At 68.7% G+C, this 17,114-nt stretch carries 14 protein-coding genes; 7 read left to right on the forward strand and 7 right to left on the reverse strand.

Annotated features, from left to right (window positions below):
• Position 1 precedes the first annotated feature (1 nt).
• From ACIQI8_RS23375 to ACIQI8_RS23400, 6 genes are all read left to right on the forward strand, one after another.
• Positions 2 to 1,252, forward strand: a complete 1,251-nt coding sequence (locus tag ACIQI8_RS23375; RefSeq protein ID WP_402353681.1) for an enoyl-CoA hydratase/isomerase family protein — start codon at positions 2 to 4, stop codon at positions 1,250 to 1,252.
• Between the two features lie 53 nt (positions 1,253 to 1,305).
• Entirely contained in the window at positions 1,306 to 2,223 is a 918-nt protein-coding gene (locus ACIQI8_RS23380; RefSeq protein WP_402353684.1) for a hypothetical protein, read from the forward strand.
• Positions 2,224 to 2,490: 267 nt separating this feature from the next.
• Complete coding sequence (locus ACIQI8_RS23385; protein WP_402353687.1) at positions 2,491 to 3,030, forward strand: hypothetical protein; 540 nt, start codon at positions 2,491 to 2,493, stop codon at positions 3,028 to 3,030.
• An 85-nt stretch (positions 3,031 to 3,115) separates the two neighbouring features.
• Positions 3,116 to 3,730, forward strand: coding sequence for a hypothetical protein (locus tag ACIQI8_RS23390; RefSeq protein ID WP_402353690.1), 615 nt, complete (start codon positions 3,116 to 3,118; stop codon positions 3,728 to 3,730).
• Between the two features lie 65 nt (positions 3,731 to 3,795).
• A complete protein-coding gene (locus ACIQI8_RS23395; RefSeq protein WP_402353693.1) occupies positions 3,796 to 4,269 on the forward strand; it encodes a hypothetical protein in 474 nt (157 codons plus the stop codon).
• The gene (locus ACIQI8_RS23400) at positions 4,266 to 4,871 is read left to right on the forward strand and encodes a hypothetical protein (RefSeq protein WP_402353696.1); all 606 of its coding nucleotides are present in this window, start codon (positions 4,266 to 4,268) and stop codon (positions 4,869 to 4,871) included. The genes ACIQI8_RS23395 and ACIQI8_RS23400 overlap by 4 nt, the downstream gene beginning before the upstream one ends.
• A 584-nt stretch (positions 4,872 to 5,455) precedes the next feature.
• Here ACIQI8_RS23400 and ACIQI8_RS23405 read toward each other — a convergent pair.
• From ACIQI8_RS23405 to ACIQI8_RS23430, 6 genes are all read right to left on the reverse strand, one after another.
• Positions 5,456 to 6,064 carry a hypothetical protein gene (locus ACIQI8_RS23405; protein ID WP_402353699.1) on the reverse strand — a complete coding sequence of 203 codons (609 nt, stop codon included), beginning with the start codon at positions 6,062 to 6,064 and terminating at the stop codon, positions 5,456 to 5,458.
• Positions 6,042 to 6,689 (reverse strand): hypothetical protein, encoded by a 648-nt coding sequence (locus ACIQI8_RS23410; protein ID WP_402353702.1) that lies wholly within the window; start codon positions 6,687 to 6,689, stop codon positions 6,042 to 6,044. The genes ACIQI8_RS23405 and ACIQI8_RS23410 overlap by 23 nt, the downstream gene beginning before the upstream one ends.
• A 40-nt stretch (positions 6,690 to 6,729) precedes the next feature.
• A complete protein-coding gene (locus ACIQI8_RS23415; protein WP_402353705.1) occupies positions 6,730 to 8,109 on the reverse strand; it encodes a hypothetical protein in 1,380 nt (459 codons plus the stop codon).
• A 12-nt stretch (positions 8,110 to 8,121) separates the two neighbouring features.
• Positions 8,122 to 9,642 carry a putative T7SS-secreted protein gene (locus ACIQI8_RS23420; protein ID WP_402353708.1) on the reverse strand — a complete coding sequence of 507 codons (1,521 nt, stop codon included), beginning with the start codon at positions 9,640 to 9,642 and terminating at the stop codon, positions 8,122 to 8,124.
• Complete coding sequence (locus ACIQI8_RS23425; protein ID WP_402353710.1) at positions 9,639 to 9,854, reverse strand: type VII secretion target; 216 nt, start codon at positions 9,852 to 9,854, stop codon at positions 9,639 to 9,641. The genes ACIQI8_RS23420 and ACIQI8_RS23425 overlap by 4 nt, the downstream gene beginning before the upstream one ends.
• A gap of 209 nt (positions 9,855 to 10,063) precedes the next feature.
• Positions 10,064 to 10,369: a WXG100 family type VII secretion target gene (locus ACIQI8_RS23430; protein WP_401714300.1), complete on the reverse strand. Its 306-nt coding sequence runs from the start codon at positions 10,367 to 10,369 to the stop codon at positions 10,064 to 10,066.
• Between the two features lie 245 nt (positions 10,370 to 10,614).
• On the opposite strand from ACIQI8_RS23430, the gene ACIQI8_RS23435 reads away from it, so the two are divergent.
• Positions 10,615 to 15,189, forward strand: a complete 4,575-nt coding sequence (locus ACIQI8_RS23435; protein WP_402353713.1) for an FtsK/SpoIIIE domain-containing protein — start codon at positions 10,615 to 10,617, stop codon at positions 15,187 to 15,189.
• An 18-nt stretch (positions 15,190 to 15,207) separates the two neighbouring features.
• Here ACIQI8_RS23435 and ACIQI8_RS23440 read toward each other — a convergent pair whose 3' ends face one another.
• Complete coding sequence (locus ACIQI8_RS23440) at positions 15,208 to 17,025, reverse strand: serine/threonine-protein kinase (protein ID WP_402353716.1); 1,818 nt, start codon at positions 17,023 to 17,025, stop codon at positions 15,208 to 15,210.
• Positions 17,026 to 17,114 lie beyond the last annotated feature (89 nt).

The following is a 17,114-nucleotide window of genomic DNA, read 5'->3' on the forward strand; positions in this document are numbered from 1 at the left end:
CGTGACCGGGCAGCGGCCCGCCTTCCCCCACATAGGCTGGGACCCCACGCCGGGGAGCGTGGAGGACACCCGGGACCTCGCCAAGCGACTCGGCAAACTCGCCGGGGAACTCGGCACGGCGCTTGGGGAGTTGGAGCGCATCGAGTGCGGCGCCTGGAAGGGCAAGACCGCGCTCGCCTTCACCGAGTACATAGGCAAGGACGTCACCCCGCTCATACGCAAGAGCCACGAGTCCTTCGACAAGGCCTCGCGCGCACTGCACCGCTGGGCAGACGAACTCCAGGACTTCCAGGGCCGGGCCGACCGACTGGAGAAGAGCGCCGGCGAGAAACTCGATGCCAGGTCGAAGGCCGAGGCCAAGGCCGACGGCAAGGGCAGCGACGACCTCGGCAAGGCCTCCAGCGCGGTGGACGGAGTCATCCAGCAGGTCCACGACCTGGAGGAGGACTACCGACAGGCGGCCCGGAAGATAAGCAAGGAACTGGACAAGGCGGGCGACATCGCCCCCGACGAGCCCGGATTCTGGGAAAAGCTCGGTCACGGGATCGCGAACGCCTGGGACGCCACCGGCGACTGGCTGCAGGAGCACGCCGACCTGATCAAGATGATCGGCGATGTCCTCAGCGACATCACTGCGGTGCTTGGCATGCTGGCCATCGTCACGCTTCCTTTCCCGCCCCTCGCCGCCATTTTCGGTACGGCCGCCCTCATCGGCAGTGGTCTCGCCCTGGCTGCCCACGGCATCGCCATGGCAGCGGGTGCGGATGTCAGCTGGATGACGCTCGGCACGGACGCGCTGGGGTTGCTGCCGGGCATCGGCATGTTCGGCAAGGGTGTCAAGGTCGCCGGTGAGACCGCGAAGCTGGGCAGAGCCGCGGCAGTGGCCAAGGCCGGTGCCCTCGGAAAGGGATTTCAGGTCACGGAGCTCGGCAGTTCACGCATTCTGATGTCCATGGGCAAGGCTTCGAACCTCGTCCATGACGGTTACGGCGTCAGTGGGTTGGTGAAGATCGGCGGTTCGTCGGACTTCGTCTACGAGGTCTCGCATGCAAGCAGCGGCTTGGCATCACGCATGGGAGGCCTGGCGAGTGCCGGATACCACGAGGGTCAGTGGCTGGGCACAAAGGGCATCAATACAATCTTCAAGGGGAATGTCGATCCGTTCAGCGGTCTCGGAAGGGCACTCGACGGTGGCTTGAAGATCGCGCCCAAGGTCGGCACGCATATAAAGGACGCCGTATCCGGAGACTGACAGGCCGGAACCGAGTCCGCCACGAGATCCGCCTTGAGAGAGGTCACGCATTGATGAACGTCTGGGAGCCCCGTCCGGACGAGACACTCCTCGCCCGCGCCCCGGTCACCTTCGCCACCGGAGCCGCGCCCCGAGTCAGGGGCATGCGATGGTTCCGTGACACCGAGCGCAACGATATCCAGCACGAGTTGGCGGGCTGGCCCGAGGGGCCGTCCTTCACACCCCGCTCGACCGGGGAAGCCATCGCCCAGAAGTCGTTGAGAGGTGCGGCGCTGACGGCAGGAATGGCCGTCATGGCCTTCCTCAGTTCCGCAGGGGGCAATATCACCGGCGGTGGTCAGGCGGGAGACGAGGGATCGGACACTCCGGACGACCCGTCGGACGAGGTGGAGGACTTTCCGGTCATCTGGGCCGCCCCCGACACCATCGCCCGCACCTTGCCCTGGCAACTTGATCCCGGCCGCCTTGACCAGAAGCATCAGGTCACTCACGCGATCTTCACCGACCGCAGGCTCGTCTTCGTCGAACTTCCCTATGACAAAAAGAACTTCGAGGCAATTGACGATGACGTCCTCTGGGAGTGCTCCCGTACCGACATCGACCGCGTTGAACTCAGGAACTTCAAGGACGGGACCGACTTCAACGTCGTGTTCGAAGACGGATCGTGGTGCAGACTACGCTCCAACTGGCGGCGGAAGCTGACGCGCTATCTCGCTCCCCCACGGGAACTCATCGCCCTGGAATCCCTGACTCCGCAGCAACGGACGACGGTGTTGAGCTTTGCCGCGGAGAATGAGATGCCGAGTTCGGTGACCCCGATCATCACCCGGAATCCGGGCGGCCGCTATTCGGTCGACATCCTCCTTCCGAAGCGGTTCACCTCTGCATTCGGCGCCTCGGAAGTAAGTCTCGTAATGGACTCCGTGGGGCAAGAGGTCGCTGTTGAGGACTACCACCCCGAGGACTTCTGACCCCGATGGCGCATCACTTCCGAAACGGCTTCCCGCTCCATGACACCCTCTCCTGACCTCACCGCGCCGACCCACCTGCCGACCCCACCCTCCGACCCTCCGCCCGTCTGGTTCCTGACCCCCGAGGGCTTCTTCCCGCTCCCTCTCGCGGGCGACCCCGAGGAGCGCTCCGCCCGAGCGGATGCCTTTGTCCGCGACCTCTACTCCCGCGGCGACGAATCCATCTGGGCCCCGGCCGCCCCCTACTACACGGCGATAGCCGAACTCATGGAGAACACGGGCCTCTCCTACGCCGCGATAGGTCTGTTCTCCGCCTCCGAGGAAGAGCGGACCCCGGACGGAGAAGTGGCACTACACGACCTCACCGACGGTGCCGCCCAGTGCGCGTTCACTCTGGCAGCCGTACCCACGGATCAGACAGACGCCGACATCGCCGCTCAGGGAATTCTCGCGGTCCTCTGCAAGGACCCGTTCGACGAGGTCCAGTGGCTCGATCTGCCATGCGGTCCTGCCGTTTCCTGTGTCACCTGGCGTGAGTTCAAGCTCAACCCGGAAGTGACCGCGAATGGCGAGCCGGCGGACCTCGTCACGGCGCAGATACAGGTCCACGTTCCGTTCCCCACGGGCCCGTTCACCGCCGTCTTCACCCTCTTCACGGCTTCAGTGGATCATTGGCCGGGGTTCATCGACATGATGGGCGCCATCCTCCGGACGGTGTCCTTCGTAGATCCACTGGGCGAGCCTTCCGACGACGACTCGCCTGCGCCTGGGTCAAGTCTGCAATCATCTTCTACCTCGATGAGCTGACAGCAGGACGGCAGCAGTCCGTTCGAGGCAACCCCGTCGTTCGGTGATCAAGGAACCACAACACGACGTCAGGGGGAACGTACACATGATGATCGTCGAAACCGACTCCGATCCTGCCCTGTGGTTCCACATGCCGATCCGCGGCAGCAGGTCGGAGTTCGCGCAGTGGCTCGATCTTCAGCTCGATGCGAGCGGCCTGCTGCATCGGCGGAAGCTGACCTGGCGCGAGAGGCGTCGGATGAAGAAGTTCCTCGTAGGCTCGGCAGCGATGCTGCGCGACCGTGTCGAAGCGGATCAGGCGTTTCTCTTCGGGCCGATCCCGCCCCAGGCGGCACCGCTCGTGTTCTTCACCAAGCAGTTCGGCTGCGACGAGGAACACAGCCCTCTCCATCTGAGCATGCTCGCCGAACCCGATCCCACGGTCGCCCTTGCGAGCGAGCGCGTGGAGACCGTCCCCTTCGTCTCCCCGTACTTCGGCGAGGGCCTTCGCTGTCTACGCAGTTGGACCGCGCTCGACGGCGGGCTGATGCTTTCCGTCACGTATGCCTGGAACGATCCGCGGCACGACATCGATCTGGTCCTCAAGGGCCACTACGACGACCCCGCTCTCCTCGACGCCTCCTTCGACGCCATCGACGACTTCGCGAGAAGCCTCAGGCTCAGAGCCGCCGAAGGGCAGCCCGACTCGGTCGGCCAGTGAGCCTTTCCAACCTGAAGTCGATGCGTGGCGATGGGCATGGCCCGCCCTCCGAAACAGGAACGGACATGACACACACCACGGACGGACATGCCTCCGCCTCCGCCCGCGGCCCCCTCCCGGAACCTCCCGGCCCACCCGGCACCTGGCGGGATCGCGAATCCCGACTGCGCGACCAGGCCAACGCACTCGACGTACTGATCCGCGAGGATCTCTCCCGCGGTCGCGCACTCGCCTTCCTCCTGTGCGCAGGCGTTGTCACCCTCGTGGCCGCCTTCGTCCCCGTCATGGTGGTCGACGCCGCCGGCTCCGAGTCGAGGGAAGCTACGGACGTCGCCGTGGCGGCCGCGCTGAGCGTGCTGCTCGTTGCCATCGCCGTATCGGCTCTTCTCGTCCTGAAGAAGCTGCGGAAACGGTCGGTCCAGCGCCACGAGTCGCTCCAGCAGTGGGCAGCCGTGGATCGAGGACACGACGCCGAATTCCCCGCGCGCTGCAGCACCCAGGGCTACCCGCACGGCCGCTTCTTCTACACGACCGAGTGAAAATCCGCTTCGCTCTCGACACGGACAGCGACCCGACGATCTGGCTGGGGTTGCCGATCGTCGACGGCCGGGGAGCCTCAAGGGAACGCAAGAAGTGGGCTCGTAGGTCCTCGGAATTGCTCTGGAGCCTCGCGGACGGAGCAGCGGCCGAGAAGGCCGACGTCAAGAGGTTGGCCGGACAACGGGAGGCGGCATGCGAGCTGCTCCCCGAAACCGTCCCTGTCCATCAGGCCTTCATCTTCGTACCGGACCCGCGCCGCGACTTCCTGATGTTCGTGACCCACCTGGCCGCGAGCGAGGGAGCTACTGAATCGGTCCTGCCCGAACTTGTGCAGAAGGACGCGCCCGGAGCGATCCAGGACCCGGAGGTCATCGATTTCGACACCGACCGGCTCGGCCGTGGTACGCGCTCGATCCGATACTTCGAGTCGGCGAAGGCCGAGGCCGTCTGCTGTTCCGTGAACTACGCATGGCGGATCGAGTCCCACGGAGTCGACCTGATCCTTCGGACCGTCAGCGACAACCTCGGCTGGGTCACGGCCAACATCGACGAGTTCGACGAGTTCGCCCGCAGTCTTTGGGTGCTGAGCGAGGAGGGATAAGGCAATCGGGCCAGGCACCCCTACCGCCCACCCGCCGCCCGGCTCTTCCCCTTCCCCTTCTTGCGCAACCTGCGCAAACGGTCCCGCTCCCGAACCGCCTCTGCCTCTCGTGCCGCCCGGTTCAGCCGGAAGAGAACCCACCCCAGCAATGCCGCGCTGACCGCGCACGCCACCAACGCACTGCCCGTGCCCGGAATGTACGCACACCCCGCCTCGTACGAACGGCAGTTCTTTCCGGGAAGGGCGCCCAGTAGATAGAAGGGGGCACCGAAAGCGACCGCCCAACAGGCCACCGCTCCCACGGCACGCACTGCCCGCCCTGTAGTCGGCCGGCCCTGCCCGCCAGAACCCCATCGCAGTCCTCCGGCCACTCCGAGCACCGCAACCAGGCCGAGGACGGCGCCTGCCGTCCAGGATCCGCCCGGGAGGTCCACGAGGGTGGGTGCGGTCGCGCGGACCATCCGTTTCCACAGGCCCATAACCAGCAGCAGGACGAACAGGGCGGCCACCAGGCAGAAAAGACCGATGGCGATTCCGAATCCGTCCCTCACGCGGGTCCGGGTTCCGACCTCTTCTCCCATCAGTCAGAAACCCACCGTCAAGGTCTGCACGATGCTGTCCGCCGCCTCTTCCATCTCTTCGTCGACGCCCGGCAGCGACCACGACACGAGGACCACGACAGCGTCTTCCGTGGCCGTCGGACGAATCCCGTATGTGACCGACTGCAGCAGTACCCCAGGGCCACGGCGCGGTGAACCGTCGGCCGCGAAGTTCTGGCGGAGGCGTACGGCCGGGCCGATCGGCAGTTCGGGGTGGGAGATGTGGGGAGGCCCGAAGTCATCCGCGCGGAAAGCGTCCGCCAGCCGGTCGAGGGAGATGTGCGGCAGTGTCTCGTCCGGGCGGAAGACCTCGACTTCCAGAAGGGCGAGCGCCGTGTCGAAGCCGTCGGGGTAAAAGGCGAAGGCGTACAGGGGCGCGCGGCCGCGGCTGTCGTCGGCCCACCCCCGCAGGTCCTTTCGCAGCGCGCCTTCGTTCAGCTTGTGACCCGCCGCGTTGTTTCGCTCGCGCAGATCTCCGGCAGTTCTCTTCGCCCACCGCTTGACGTCGTCCGACGGGTCCAGGGGGAGCGGCACCCAATCCGTCGGACATTCGATGCCGCACGTCTGGATGTCATTCATGCGCGCCGGCACCATCCAGCCAGGTCAGTGAACCGGCCACCGCGTCGAAGAGTTCGACCATCGCGTCGCCGATCTGGATGAGGGGGGTGGAAAAGGTCAGAAGCAGGTGTGCGCCGGTGGCGGGTACCGGCAGCTGGTAGTCCAGGGTGATCGACGCGAGTGCCTCGTCCGGGCTTCCCGGAGCTCTTGTCGGGGCCGGGCGATCCGGTCCCGACGCCCGGCGGACGCGGACAGCCGTTCCCGCGGGCAGCTCAACGACCGAGACCTCCCCTTCCCCGTCGGCCGAAAGGCGGGTGGTGAGATCAGTCGCGGTCGGCAGGGAACCGTCTGGGAACGGAGGCACCAGCGTGATCAGCAAGGAGGCGGGAATGGTGAGCGGACCCGCCTGCTGAAGGCTCAGGTACAGCTCGATGCCACCGCCCCGGTAGGCAGCGACGGCCTGCGCCAGAAGGGACTCGCGTGCTTGTCGCTTGAGGTGCGGCGCGTTGTCCACCCCCTCGAACTGCCGGTCCACGAGGGCGTCGACCGACCGTTCGCGCCCATCGGGATCGATACGGACCCGGAACCAGCCGTCCGGCAGCAGCAGCCGGTAGTCGGCGGGAGGTGCGGCGCCGGGGGCGCTGCCTTCATTCGGTGTCATGACGGCTCCGGGTTCGTCGAGGCGGATCGCAGGTCTCTGGTCACTGGTCCTGGCCATGCTCGACCGGCTTGTCGTAAGAGGAGCGGCTGATCAGCGAGGCGACCGCGGCGGGGACGAGTTCGGCCACGATGGTCAGGAGGGAGAACAGACCCGCCAGGCGTGCCACCGCGCTGTCGCCGAAGAGACCGGCCAGCAGAACGAGGCTGAAGAGCGGAACCAGCAGCAGTTCGTTGCCGCCGACGACCGTGCGGTGCCAACTGGTCTCCGCGCGGGCCTCCTTGGCCGGCAATGGCGACATCATGCGGGCATCCGCGGCAAGCGAGTGCCCCTTCCACCAAGGCTCCGTGGCCGCCGCCCGACGCCCGAAGCTCCGTGCTTCCTCGTCCGCGACGGAGACCGACAGCGCGGCCACCAACTCACTCCAGCGGTCCTGGCCTCGTGGTCCGGCGAACCAGTGGCGCCAGGGCAACAACGCCCGGCTCTCACCGTTTCGGTCCCGGAGCTCCACTCCCAGAGGCTGCCGTCCGGCACCGGGAGCGACCAGACGCACCACCCGCGCGATGCCGTACGCACCGTCTCGCGCCAGCCAGCGCTCCCGGCCGACGGTGTCCGTCAACACCACGTCACCGGACAACACACGGACGGACGCCGTACGACAGAACCTCCGCGTCACTCGTTCGCCGGCCGCTGGATCGGGTGTGATCACCACGGCGTCCGCGAACCGCGTGCGCAGGTACCGCCGGTTGCGCCACCACGCGCCGAAGCGCACCACGGCGTCGCTCGCCGGTACGAGGAACAAGGCACCCGCGGCCACCGGCAGGCACCAGTCGACGTCAGCGGCGAACGCGACGACGAGCGCGAGGAACCAGCCGAAGACACCCAGTCCCCTGGTCCAGCCGTACCAGCGGGGCAACTCGCCGTGCACCGCCCGGTCGGCCCCGCTCCAAGGGTCCGTCGCGACCGGCTCGTTCCCGCGCGGCTGCGCACTCTCCTCCAGCGGAATCCCGAGCGCGGCGGCCAGTTCCCTGAGTCCCGTCCGGTCCAGACACTTCTCCGGTCGCAGTTCCAGGACACCGACGACATGCGCCTCGGGCAGCCACTCCGCCAGGGGTACCCGCAGCACGCCCCGGCCGTCCTCCTGCTCGAAGACCACCGTGCCCCAGCGCTCGGCGGGTCGCTTGGCCACGGTCTCCCACAGATCGGCGGAGGGCGGGACGAAGACCGCCCTCGTGATGTCCCCGCCACCGACGGGATATCGCCGCTCGCGCAGGCGCCGGTCGCGTACGACGAGGCTCTTGCCGTCGGCGTAGATCCGCGCCAGCCGCACGACGTCGGCACTGTGCGGGCCGGTGCCGCGCGGGCGCACAACGGGTTCAGCGCGCGGCTCCGGCTCTGCTCCGTCTCGTCGCTGCTCGGTCATGGACCGTCCTGTTCATCCATTGCTCGCCGTCGTGGCTTCCTTGATCCCGGTGGCCGACCAGAGCCCGTCGTCCAACCCGCCTACCCCCACATGGTCACCGATCCAGCCGGTGATCTCCCCCTTGTCGACAAGGTCGGTGGCCGAGGCGAGACCGGTCGAGCCCGCCCAGATCCGGGTCTGGGCCTTGAAGACGTCACCGGCCGCCCGCACCGCGTCATCCGCCCGCAGGGATTCCGAGATCTGCCCCATGCTCTTTTCGAGATCGGCGATACCGGAGTCCCCGATTCTCGGGCGGACCCCCGCCCATGTCTCGCTCTGCCCCAACTGCCGGACGTTGCTGGGCCGGAAGTCCTTGACGCCCTTGAAGCCCTCTTTGAACTCGTTGTAGATCGACTTGGGGTTGAAGGCTTCCTTCAGTCGTGCCGCCCCGGGAAACCAACCTTTCGGCATCTCGTCGATCACCTTGACGCCGGCCTTGCCACGCAGAGCACCGCCGCTGAGCAGGTTGGCCTTCTTCCACGTCTCGTTGAGGGCCCTCTGATACGCAGCCGTGCCGGGCTTCGCCCTGATGCCCGCCCTGAGCGCCCTTCCCGCTGCCGAACGCGCGGTCGCCTTCGCGGCGAGCGAGGCACCCTTGGCGCCGGCGATGGCTCCACGGCCGATGCCCAGCGTCACGAGTCCGACGACGTCCAGGGCGACATCGAACCAACTGCCCTCACCGGCGAGCGCCAGCAGCGTGTGGCCCACCAGAGAAACGAGGGTGGCGAGGAGCGCGATGCTTCCGAGGACAGCGGCGAGCGCCTGGCCGATCACCGGAATCCAGCCCACCAGCAAGGACAGGGTTCCGCAGATCGTCGCGATCCAGCCCGACCACTTGAGGACTTCCTCGATGAATCCGGCGTTGTCGTGCACCCAGTCCTTGAACTTGTCCCAGCGGCCGTCCTTCAGCCCGTCGTGGTCGATGGCGTGACGAATGGAGTCGCGTGCCCTCTTGGCCGCCGCGTCACGCACGTCCTTGGCCGCTTCGAGATCCTTCTTCGCCCGTTCCATCGCGGAAGCCGCCGCTTCCTGGCGCTTCTTCAGCTTGTCCCGACCGGGATCGTCGTCAGGTGTGTCCTTGGGGAGTTTCCCGATCGCGGTACTGCTCGCCTGGTCCTCGTCGTGAGCGTCCTGGGCGTCGCGCAGCGCCTTGTCGGCCATCTTCTGTGCACGGTGGAGTTCGGAGGCGTACTCCTTGGAATCCGTGCCCTCGGTCACCTTTTCTCCGAGAGCGTCCGCGGCGGCGTCGTAGCGCTTGAACGCCTTTCGGAGCTTGCCCTCGGCTTCCTCGGCCTGTTGGCGGAACTCGTCCGCCGCCTTGCTCTTCCAGGCCTCGACGGACGAAAGAGCCTTGATCTCGCCCGCCTGCTTCCTGATGGCTTCAGCCGTCTTGCGCAGGTCCCTGCCGAGTCTGGCGACTTCGTCCGGATCACCCGGGACCGGATCGGCAGACTCCCCGATCGCCGCCCACTCGTCGGCCCGAGGGCGCGTCACCTGGGCCCCTCCTTGGCGGTGGGTTTCTTCGGGTCCGTACCCCGGAGGGCATCGGCGAGTTGGTGGTCGATGTCCTCGTAGGCCTTCGCTGCCGTGGTCAGGATCTTGGAGAGCTTCTCCAGTTCGTCCGTCAGACGCTCCCGGTGGATCCTCCAGTTGTCACCGAAGTCGTCGAAGACGTCGACCAGGCCCTTCTCACCGAGGACGGGCACGCCCAGTCCGTCAGCGGGGTTCGCGTTGCTCTTGAACTCCCGATGGATCCTGGAGAGAGAGCGAGCGCTCTCCTTGATACGAGAGAGATCAGCTGTCTGATCCGACATGGTCCCCCGCTGAGAATTCCGAGAAGTCCTGACACAGCGACGTCGGTGCGGCCGCCCAGAAGGCCCGCCGCACCGACGTCCCCGCGCATCCGCCGAGTCGATCAGCCCTTGGCCGACTTCGCCAACTGATCGTCCAGCTGCTCGTACGCTTCCTTCGCCTTCTTCAAGAAGTCCGAAAGCCCGTGCAGCCCCTGGATCGTCTTCGTCGCACCCTTGGTGAAGTCCTTCATGGAGTCGTCGTACGCTCCGGAGGCCTTCTGGGTGGAGAAGCCGTTCTCGACCAGTGCCGAGACGCGCTTCTCGACCGACTTGATCTTGTCTTCCAGGTCGTGCATGTCCTTGATCAGGTCACCCGCGACCTTCTCCATCTCGGCATAAGTAAGGTCTGCGTCTTTACCCTTGCCCATGACGGCTCCCTCCCGTTGGTGTGGCCTCAGGGCCTTCCCCCGTGGCACCGTTCGCACGAAGCGTCCCACCCGTACCTCGGTACGGCGGTAGTCCGCACGAGCAAAGATCTTACGGGTGCGACCGGTGGGGCCACAGGGGCCTCGTGCAAGGGAATCGTGAACCGTCGCACATCCCGTTGCGTACGGCAAAGGCTCTCGGGCTAAGGTCGCTCCCAGTCTGTGTTGAGTCTGTTGGGGGACCTAGCGTGCGCCTGAGTCTTACCGTCGTCGACCCGCTCGGCGGTGCCAGTGCCGACGTGGTGCTCGACGCCGATCCGGAGTCCACCGTCGGTGACATCACCGGGGAGTTGGCGAAGCATGTCGGTTTGACCGGCAGTGCCCAGATCATTCCCATTGGCGCGCAGCGGGGCACAGCGGCCGGCGCCGGCTCCTCCCCCCTCGCCTACGTCGACGGTTACGCCCTCGACCCCGCCGCCGACGTCGTCGGCTCGCCGCTCCGCGACGGCGTCGTCGTCAGCCTGCACGACCCGGCCGGGTGCCTGCTCGGGGAGCCCACCGGCGTCGTGGAGTTCCGAGTGGTGGGGGGTCCCGCCGCCGGTGCCGTGCACCGGCTCGGGGTCGGGAAGTACGACATCGGCAGCGGACCGGCCGCGCATCTCCGCGTCGACGACCCCGAACTGCCCGCCCGCGCCGCCACTCTCTCCATCGCCATCGACGGCACCTGCCAACTCGCCCTGCACAGCGGCAAAGACACCAAGGACACCAAGGACCAACCCCGCCTCGACGGTGAGGACTTCACCGGCGGCGAATGGCCCCTCACCTCCCAACTCTCCCTCGGCAACAGCCTGTTGGAGATCAACGCCTACGCCCCGCCCAACGCGGCCCTGAAGTGGTCCGAGGACGGTTCCGCGCTCGACTACAACCGGCCCCCGCGCCTGCGGCCCGCCGACCGGCAGACCAGCTTCTCCCTGCCCAACCCGCCCAGCGACTACGAAGCCCGGCCGCTGCCCTGGCTGATGGCGGTGTTGCCGCTGGTCGGCGCGGTCGTGTCGGTGATGATGTTCGGGCGCTGGTACTACCTGATCATGGCGCTGATGAGCCCGCTCATGCTCTTCGGCAACTACTTCATGGACAAGAAGCACGGGCGCAAGTCCCACGCCAAACAGCAGAAGGAATACAAGGAACACAAGGCTCGGATCGAGGCGGACGCCCAGGAAGCTCTCGTCACCGAGCGGTCCGATCGGCGGCAGGCCGTGCCCGATCCGGCCGCCGTGCTGACCTTCGGCACCGGGCCGCGCACCCGCCTGTGGGAGCGCCGGCGCACCGACGCCGACCATCTGCTGCTGCGCTTCGGCACCGGCCGCCTCCCCTCCGAGGTCGAGCTGGACGACCCCGAGCAGGACGAGCACAAGCGCAAGGTCCGCTGGTACATCGAGGACGCGCCCGTCGCGCTGTCGCTGCGGGACCTCGGGGTCATCGGGGTCGCCGGGCCCGGTGACTCCGCGCACGCGCTGGGCCGTTGGGCCGTCGCCCAGACCGCCGTCCTGCACAGCCCGATGGACGTGCAGTTCTACGTCCTCACCGACAACGACGCCCACGACCGCTGGGACTGGGTGCGCTGGCTGCCGCACTCCCGCCCGACCGGCGGCCAGGACGTCAACGTCCTCATCGGCACCGACGCCGAGACCGTCGCGGCCCGGGTGGGTGAACTGACCCAGCTGCTCGACGGCCGCCAGAAGGCCCTCCAGCAGGGCGGCCGCAACAAGACCGACGGTCCCGCCTTCACCGACCCGGACATCGTCGTCGTCTGGGACGGCTCGCGGCGGCTGCGGTCCATGCCCGGTGTCGTACGACTGCTGCGGGAGGGTCCGGGGGTCGCGATCCGGTCGGTCTGCCTGGACGAGGAGGAGCGGTTCCTGCCCGGCGAGTGCCAGGCCGTGGTCGTCGCCGAGCCGCACCGGACCGAGGACTCCTCCGCCGCCGTTCCCGTCGCCGCGCAGTCCGCCGGCGGCTTCCCCTCCTTCCAGGCCTGGCATCCCAACGCCCAGCAGGACGACCAACAGGCCGAGCAGGTTCTGGAGTTGCGGCTGCGGGTCGAGCAGAGCGGGGCGCTGCGCAAGCGGAACGTGCGGCCGGACTTCGTCTCCGCCGCCTGGTGTGCCCGACTCGCCCGCTCCCTCTCGCCCCTGCGCGACATCAGCGGCGAGACCGAGGACTCGGCCCTGCCCGGCGCCAGCCGGCTGCTGGACGTGCTCCAACTGGAGCCGCCCACGCGGGACGCGGTCGCCGCGCGGTGGCGGATGGGCGGGCAGTCGACGATGGCCGTCATCGGTGAGTCGTACGACGGTCCGTTCGGCATCGACCTGCGGCGGGACGGCCCGCACGGGCTGATCGCCGGTACGACCGGTTCGGGCAAGTCGGAGCTGCTGCAGACCATCGTGGCGGCGCTCGCCGTCGCGAACACGCCGGAGAACATGACGTTCGTCCTGGTCGACTACAAGGGCGGCGCCGCCTTCAAGGACTGTGTCCGCCTCCCGCACACCGTCGGCATGGTGACCGACCTCGACGCCCACCTCGTCGAGCGCGCGCTGGAGTCGCTGGGCGCCGAGCTCAAGCGCCGCGAGCACATCCTCGCCGCCGCCGACGCCAAGGACATCGAGGACTATCAGGACCTCGTGCGCAGGGAGCCGAGTCATCCGCCGGTGCCCCGACTCCTCATCGTCATCGACGAGTTCGCGTCCATGGTGCGTGATCTGCCCGACTTCGTCGCCGGGTTGGTCAACATCGCGCAGCGGGGGCGTTCGCTCGGCATCCATCTGCTGCTCGCCACGCAGCGGCCAAGTGGTGTGGTCTCCCCGGAGATCCGCGCCAACACCAACCTCCGCATCGCGCTGCGCGTGACCGACGCCGGTGAGTCGACGGACGTCATCGACGCGCCCGACGCCGGGCACATCGCGAAGAGCACACCGGGACGGGCGTACGTCCGCCTCGGCCACGCCTCCCTGGTGCCCTTCCAGTCGGGGCGCGTCGGCGGTCGGCGTCCCGGTGCCGCCGACCCGGCGACGCTCGCGCCCTGGGCCGGGCCGCTGACCTGGCAGGACCTGGGGCGCGGGGCGCTGCGGAAGCCCAAGTCCGAGACCCGTGAGGACGACGAGATCACCGACCTCAAGGTGCTGGTGGACGTCGTACGCGAGGCCAACACCGCCCTCGGCATCCCCGCGCAGCACTCGCCGTGGCTGCCCGCGCTGGACGACTCGCTGCTGCTGGACGACGTCCCGGCGGTGCAGGCCCAGGGCTCGCTGCCCGCCGCCCCGTACGGTGTCGAGGACCTGCCGGCCGACCAGGCCCGGCGTGCGGTCGCCGTCGACTTCGCGACCTTCGGGCACCTCATCGTGGCCGGCGCCCCGCGCACCGGCCGCTCGCAACTGCTGCGCACCATCGCCGGTTCGCTGGCGCGCACCAACTCCTGTGCCGATGTGCACCTCTACGGCATCGACTGCGGCAACGGCGCGCTCAACGCGCTGACCCGGCTGCCGCACTGCGGCGCGGTCGTCAGCCGCAACCAGCTGGAGCGGGTGGAGCGGCTCATCGGGCGGCTCGGCAGCGAGCTGACCCGTCGTCAGGACCTGCTGGCCGACAAGGGGTTCGCGGACATCGGTGAGCAGCGGGCGGCGGTCACCGAGGAGGAGCGGCTGCCGCACATCGTGATGCTGCTCGACCGCTGGGAGGGCTGGCTGCCCACGCTCGGTGAGCACAACCACGGTGAACTCACCGACCAGGTCATGGTGATGATGCGGGAAGGCGCGAGCGTCGGCATCCATGTCGTGATCACCGGTGACCGCCAGCTGCTGGCGGGCCGTATCTCCTCCCTCACCGAGGACAAGTTCGGTCTGCGGCTCGCCGACCGTGCCGACTTCTCGATGTTGGACATCAACTCCCGCAAGGTGCCCGAGGAGATCCCGCCGGGCCGCGCCTTCCGCAACGAGACGGCGGCGGAGACACAGTTCGCGCTGCTCTCCGAGGACACCACAGGACAGGGCCAGAACGCGGCGCTGGTGGCGATCGGCGAGGCCGCGGCCGCCCGGGACGCCCAGGTCCCACGCGAGCGGCGCCCGTTCCGGGTCGACGTGCTGCCGAGCCGGATCTCCTTCGAGGACGCGTGGGCGATGCGCGAACCGGCCACGTCCGGCACCCCACTGTGGGCGCTCGCGGGCGTCGGCGGCGACGAACTCACCGCCTTCGGCCCCGACCTCGCCCAGGGCATCCCGGCGTTCGTGATCGGCGGCCCCGCCAAGTCCGGCCGCAGCACGGCGCTGTTGAACTTCGCCCGCTCGTACCTCACGCAGGGCGTACGCCTGGTCATCGCCGCCCCGCGACCGTCTCCTCTGCGTGAACTCGACGGCCAGGAAGGCGTGTTGAAGGTCTTCACCGGCCGGGACGTCGACGAGGACGAGCTGACGGAACTCGTCGACACCGCCACCCCGGCCGAGCCGATCGTCGTCCTGGTCGACGACGCCGAGGTGCTGGACGACTGCGACGCCGAGGACGTCTTCAAGCGCATCGTCGAACGCGGCGTCGAGGAGGGCCTCGCCGTCGTCATCGCCGGTGACGAGGACGAGATCTGCGACGGCTTCTCCGGCTGGCAGGTCGACGCGAAGAAGGCCCGCCGCGGCATCCTGCTCTCCCCGCAGGAGTCGGGCTCCGGCGAACTCATCGGCATCCGCACCAACCGCAGCATGGTCGGCGGCCCGGTCACCCCCGGCAAGGGCATGCTCCACCTGGGCGGCGGCGACCACGTCACGGTCACGACCCCGCTGTAGGGGGAGGGGCCCTCACCCCTACTTGATCTTCGACATCCGAGACGTCGGGTTCCCCTCCGCCTCGCTCTCCGACACGTACGTGAGGTCGTCGCCCACCAGCGACAACCGCACCGGGTGCGGTGTCGGATTGCAGCCGTCGTGGTTGGAGGAGGAGCCGGTCGACGTGGCGACGATGTTCTTCGGGGTCACCGACCGCACGGTCAGTACGTCGTTGCAGACGCCGCCGAGCTGGTCGGTCTGGCGCAGGGTGCCCAACTCCTCGCCCACGGCGGCCTGTCGGACGGTCAGCCGGAAGGTGCCGACCGGGAGGGTGCCGTCGAGGGCGAGCGCCTGGCCCTCCCAGGTGCCGAGGTACTCGGCGGGAATGCCGGCCGGGAGGCTCTGCTGGGCGGTGGTGGCGCCGGGGCTCGGCTCCTTGCTGCCGCTGGGACCGGAAGTGGGCTTCGCACTCGCGGAGGAACCGGGCTCGCTGCCCGAAGTGGCCGCCGGCGGGGAGGACTTGGAGCTCGTGTCGCCCGACGCGTCGTTGTTGTTGCCGCCGTTGGGCATCAGGTCGAACAGGAACACCGACCCCACCGTCACCGCCGCCAACGCCCCCGCGACCGCCAGCGCCACGGTGCAGCTCATCCGCCGCCCCCGCCCTCCCGCCCCCGGCGCGGAAGACGCCGCCACGGACACGGACAGCTTGCCCGGGCGCTCATCCGCGGGACCGGACGACCCGGCCGTCTCATGCAGAGGGGCGTCACGCGGCTCGGGAACACCGGTGGGCGCGGATACGGGCGTGGATGCAGGCGCAGCCGTCGGCATCGGCGGAGCCATCGTCGGCGGCGGCCCGAACTGCCCCACGGAAGCACTCGACTCCACCGATGGACTGCTGAACCCCACCGGCCCGGACGCGGCCTCCCTCAGACCCGCACCCTCCTGTCCCGTCTCCCCCAGCACCGCCTCAAGATTCAGCAGCTGTACGGCACTTCGGCTCACCTGCTCCACCAGCGCCCCCGGCAGCCACCCGCCCGCCACCAGCCGGGCCGCCCCCTCGGGAGCGAGCCGTCGGGCGAGTTCCGGTGGGGTCGGCCGGGCGGTGGGGTCCTTGACCAGGCAGGACTCGACCACCTCCCGCAACTCGCCCTCAAGCGAGCCGAGTTCGGGCGGCTCGTGGACGACCCGGTAGAGCAGGGCTGCCGACGAGTCGCCCGGGAACGGCGGTTCGCCGGTGGCCGCGTACGCCAGTACCGCGCCGAGCGAGAAGACGTCGGCCGCCGCCGTGGCGCCCTTGCCGAGGATCTGCTCGGGGGACATGTAACCGGGCGAGCCGATGGAGACGCCGGTCGAGGTGAGGGACGCGGTGCCGTCGGTGGCGCGGGCGATGCCGAAGTCGATGAGCAGGGGGCCGTCCAGGGTGAGCAGCACGTTGGACGGCTTCACGTCCCGGTGCACCAGGCCCAGTTCGTGCACGGCCGTCAGCGCCTCGGCGAGACCGGCACCCAGCACCCGTACCGAAGGGGCGGGCAGCGGGCCGCCGTCGGTCACCGCGCCGGTCAGGGACGGGCCGGCCGCGTACGCCGTTGCCACCCAGGGGACGGCGGCCTGTGGGTCGGCGTCGAGCACCGGGGCGGTCCAGGCGCCGCCCACCCGCCGGGCCGCGTCCACCTCGCGCCGGAAGCGGGCGCGGAACTCCTCGTCGAGGGCGAAGTGCGGGTGCACGATCTTCACCGCGACCGTGCGGCCTCCGGCACTGCGGCCCAGGTAGACCCGGCCCATCCCGCCGGAACCGAGCCGGCCGAGCAGGCGGTAGGGCCCCACGACGGTGGGCTCGTCGACTCCGAGCGGTTGCATGACGTCCACCCCTCCCCCGTAACGAGTAGAAGGGTAGTGCGCCGACCGCGCCGGAAGGCTCCCCGCAGGCTACGGAACGCCCACGGATC

The organism is Streptomyces sp. NPDC092369 (assembly GCF_044755245.1).
GTDB lineage: Bacteria > Actinomycetota > Actinomycetes > Streptomycetales > Streptomycetaceae > Streptomyces.

Coding starts and splice junctions, on each gene's coding strand:
- ACIQI8_RS23380 (WP_402353684.1), top strand. CDS start 1,306: ATGAACGTCTGGGAGCCCCGTCCGGACGAGACACTCCTCGCCCGCGCC.
- ACIQI8_RS23385 (WP_402353687.1), top strand. CDS start 2,491: ATGGAGAACACGGGCCTCTCCTACGCCGCGATAGGTCTGTTCTCCGCC.
- ACIQI8_RS23390 (WP_402353690.1), top strand. CDS start 3,116: ATGATGATCGTCGAAACCGACTCCGATCCTGCCCTGTGGTTCCACATG.
- ACIQI8_RS23395 (WP_402353693.1), top strand. CDS start 3,796: ATGACACACACCACGGACGGACATGCCTCCGCCTCCGCCCGCGGCCCC.
- ACIQI8_RS23405 (WP_402353699.1), bottom strand. CDS start 6,064: ATGGTGCCGGCGCGCATGAATGACATCCAGACGTGCGGCATCGAATGT.
- ACIQI8_RS23410 (WP_402353702.1), bottom strand. CDS start 6,689: ATGACACCGAATGAAGGCAGCGCCCCCGGCGCCGCACCTCCCGCCGAC.
- ACIQI8_RS23415 (WP_402353705.1), bottom strand. CDS start 8,109: ATGACCGAGCAGCGACGAGACGGAGCAGAGCCGGAGCCGCGCGCTGAA.
- ACIQI8_RS23430 (WP_401714300.1), bottom strand. CDS start 10,369: ATGGGCAAGGGTAAAGACGCAGACCTTACTTATGCCGAGATGGAGAAG.
- ACIQI8_RS23440 (WP_402353716.1), bottom strand. CDS start 17,025: ATGCAACCGCTCGGAGTCGACGAGCCCACCGTCGTGGGGCCCTACCGC.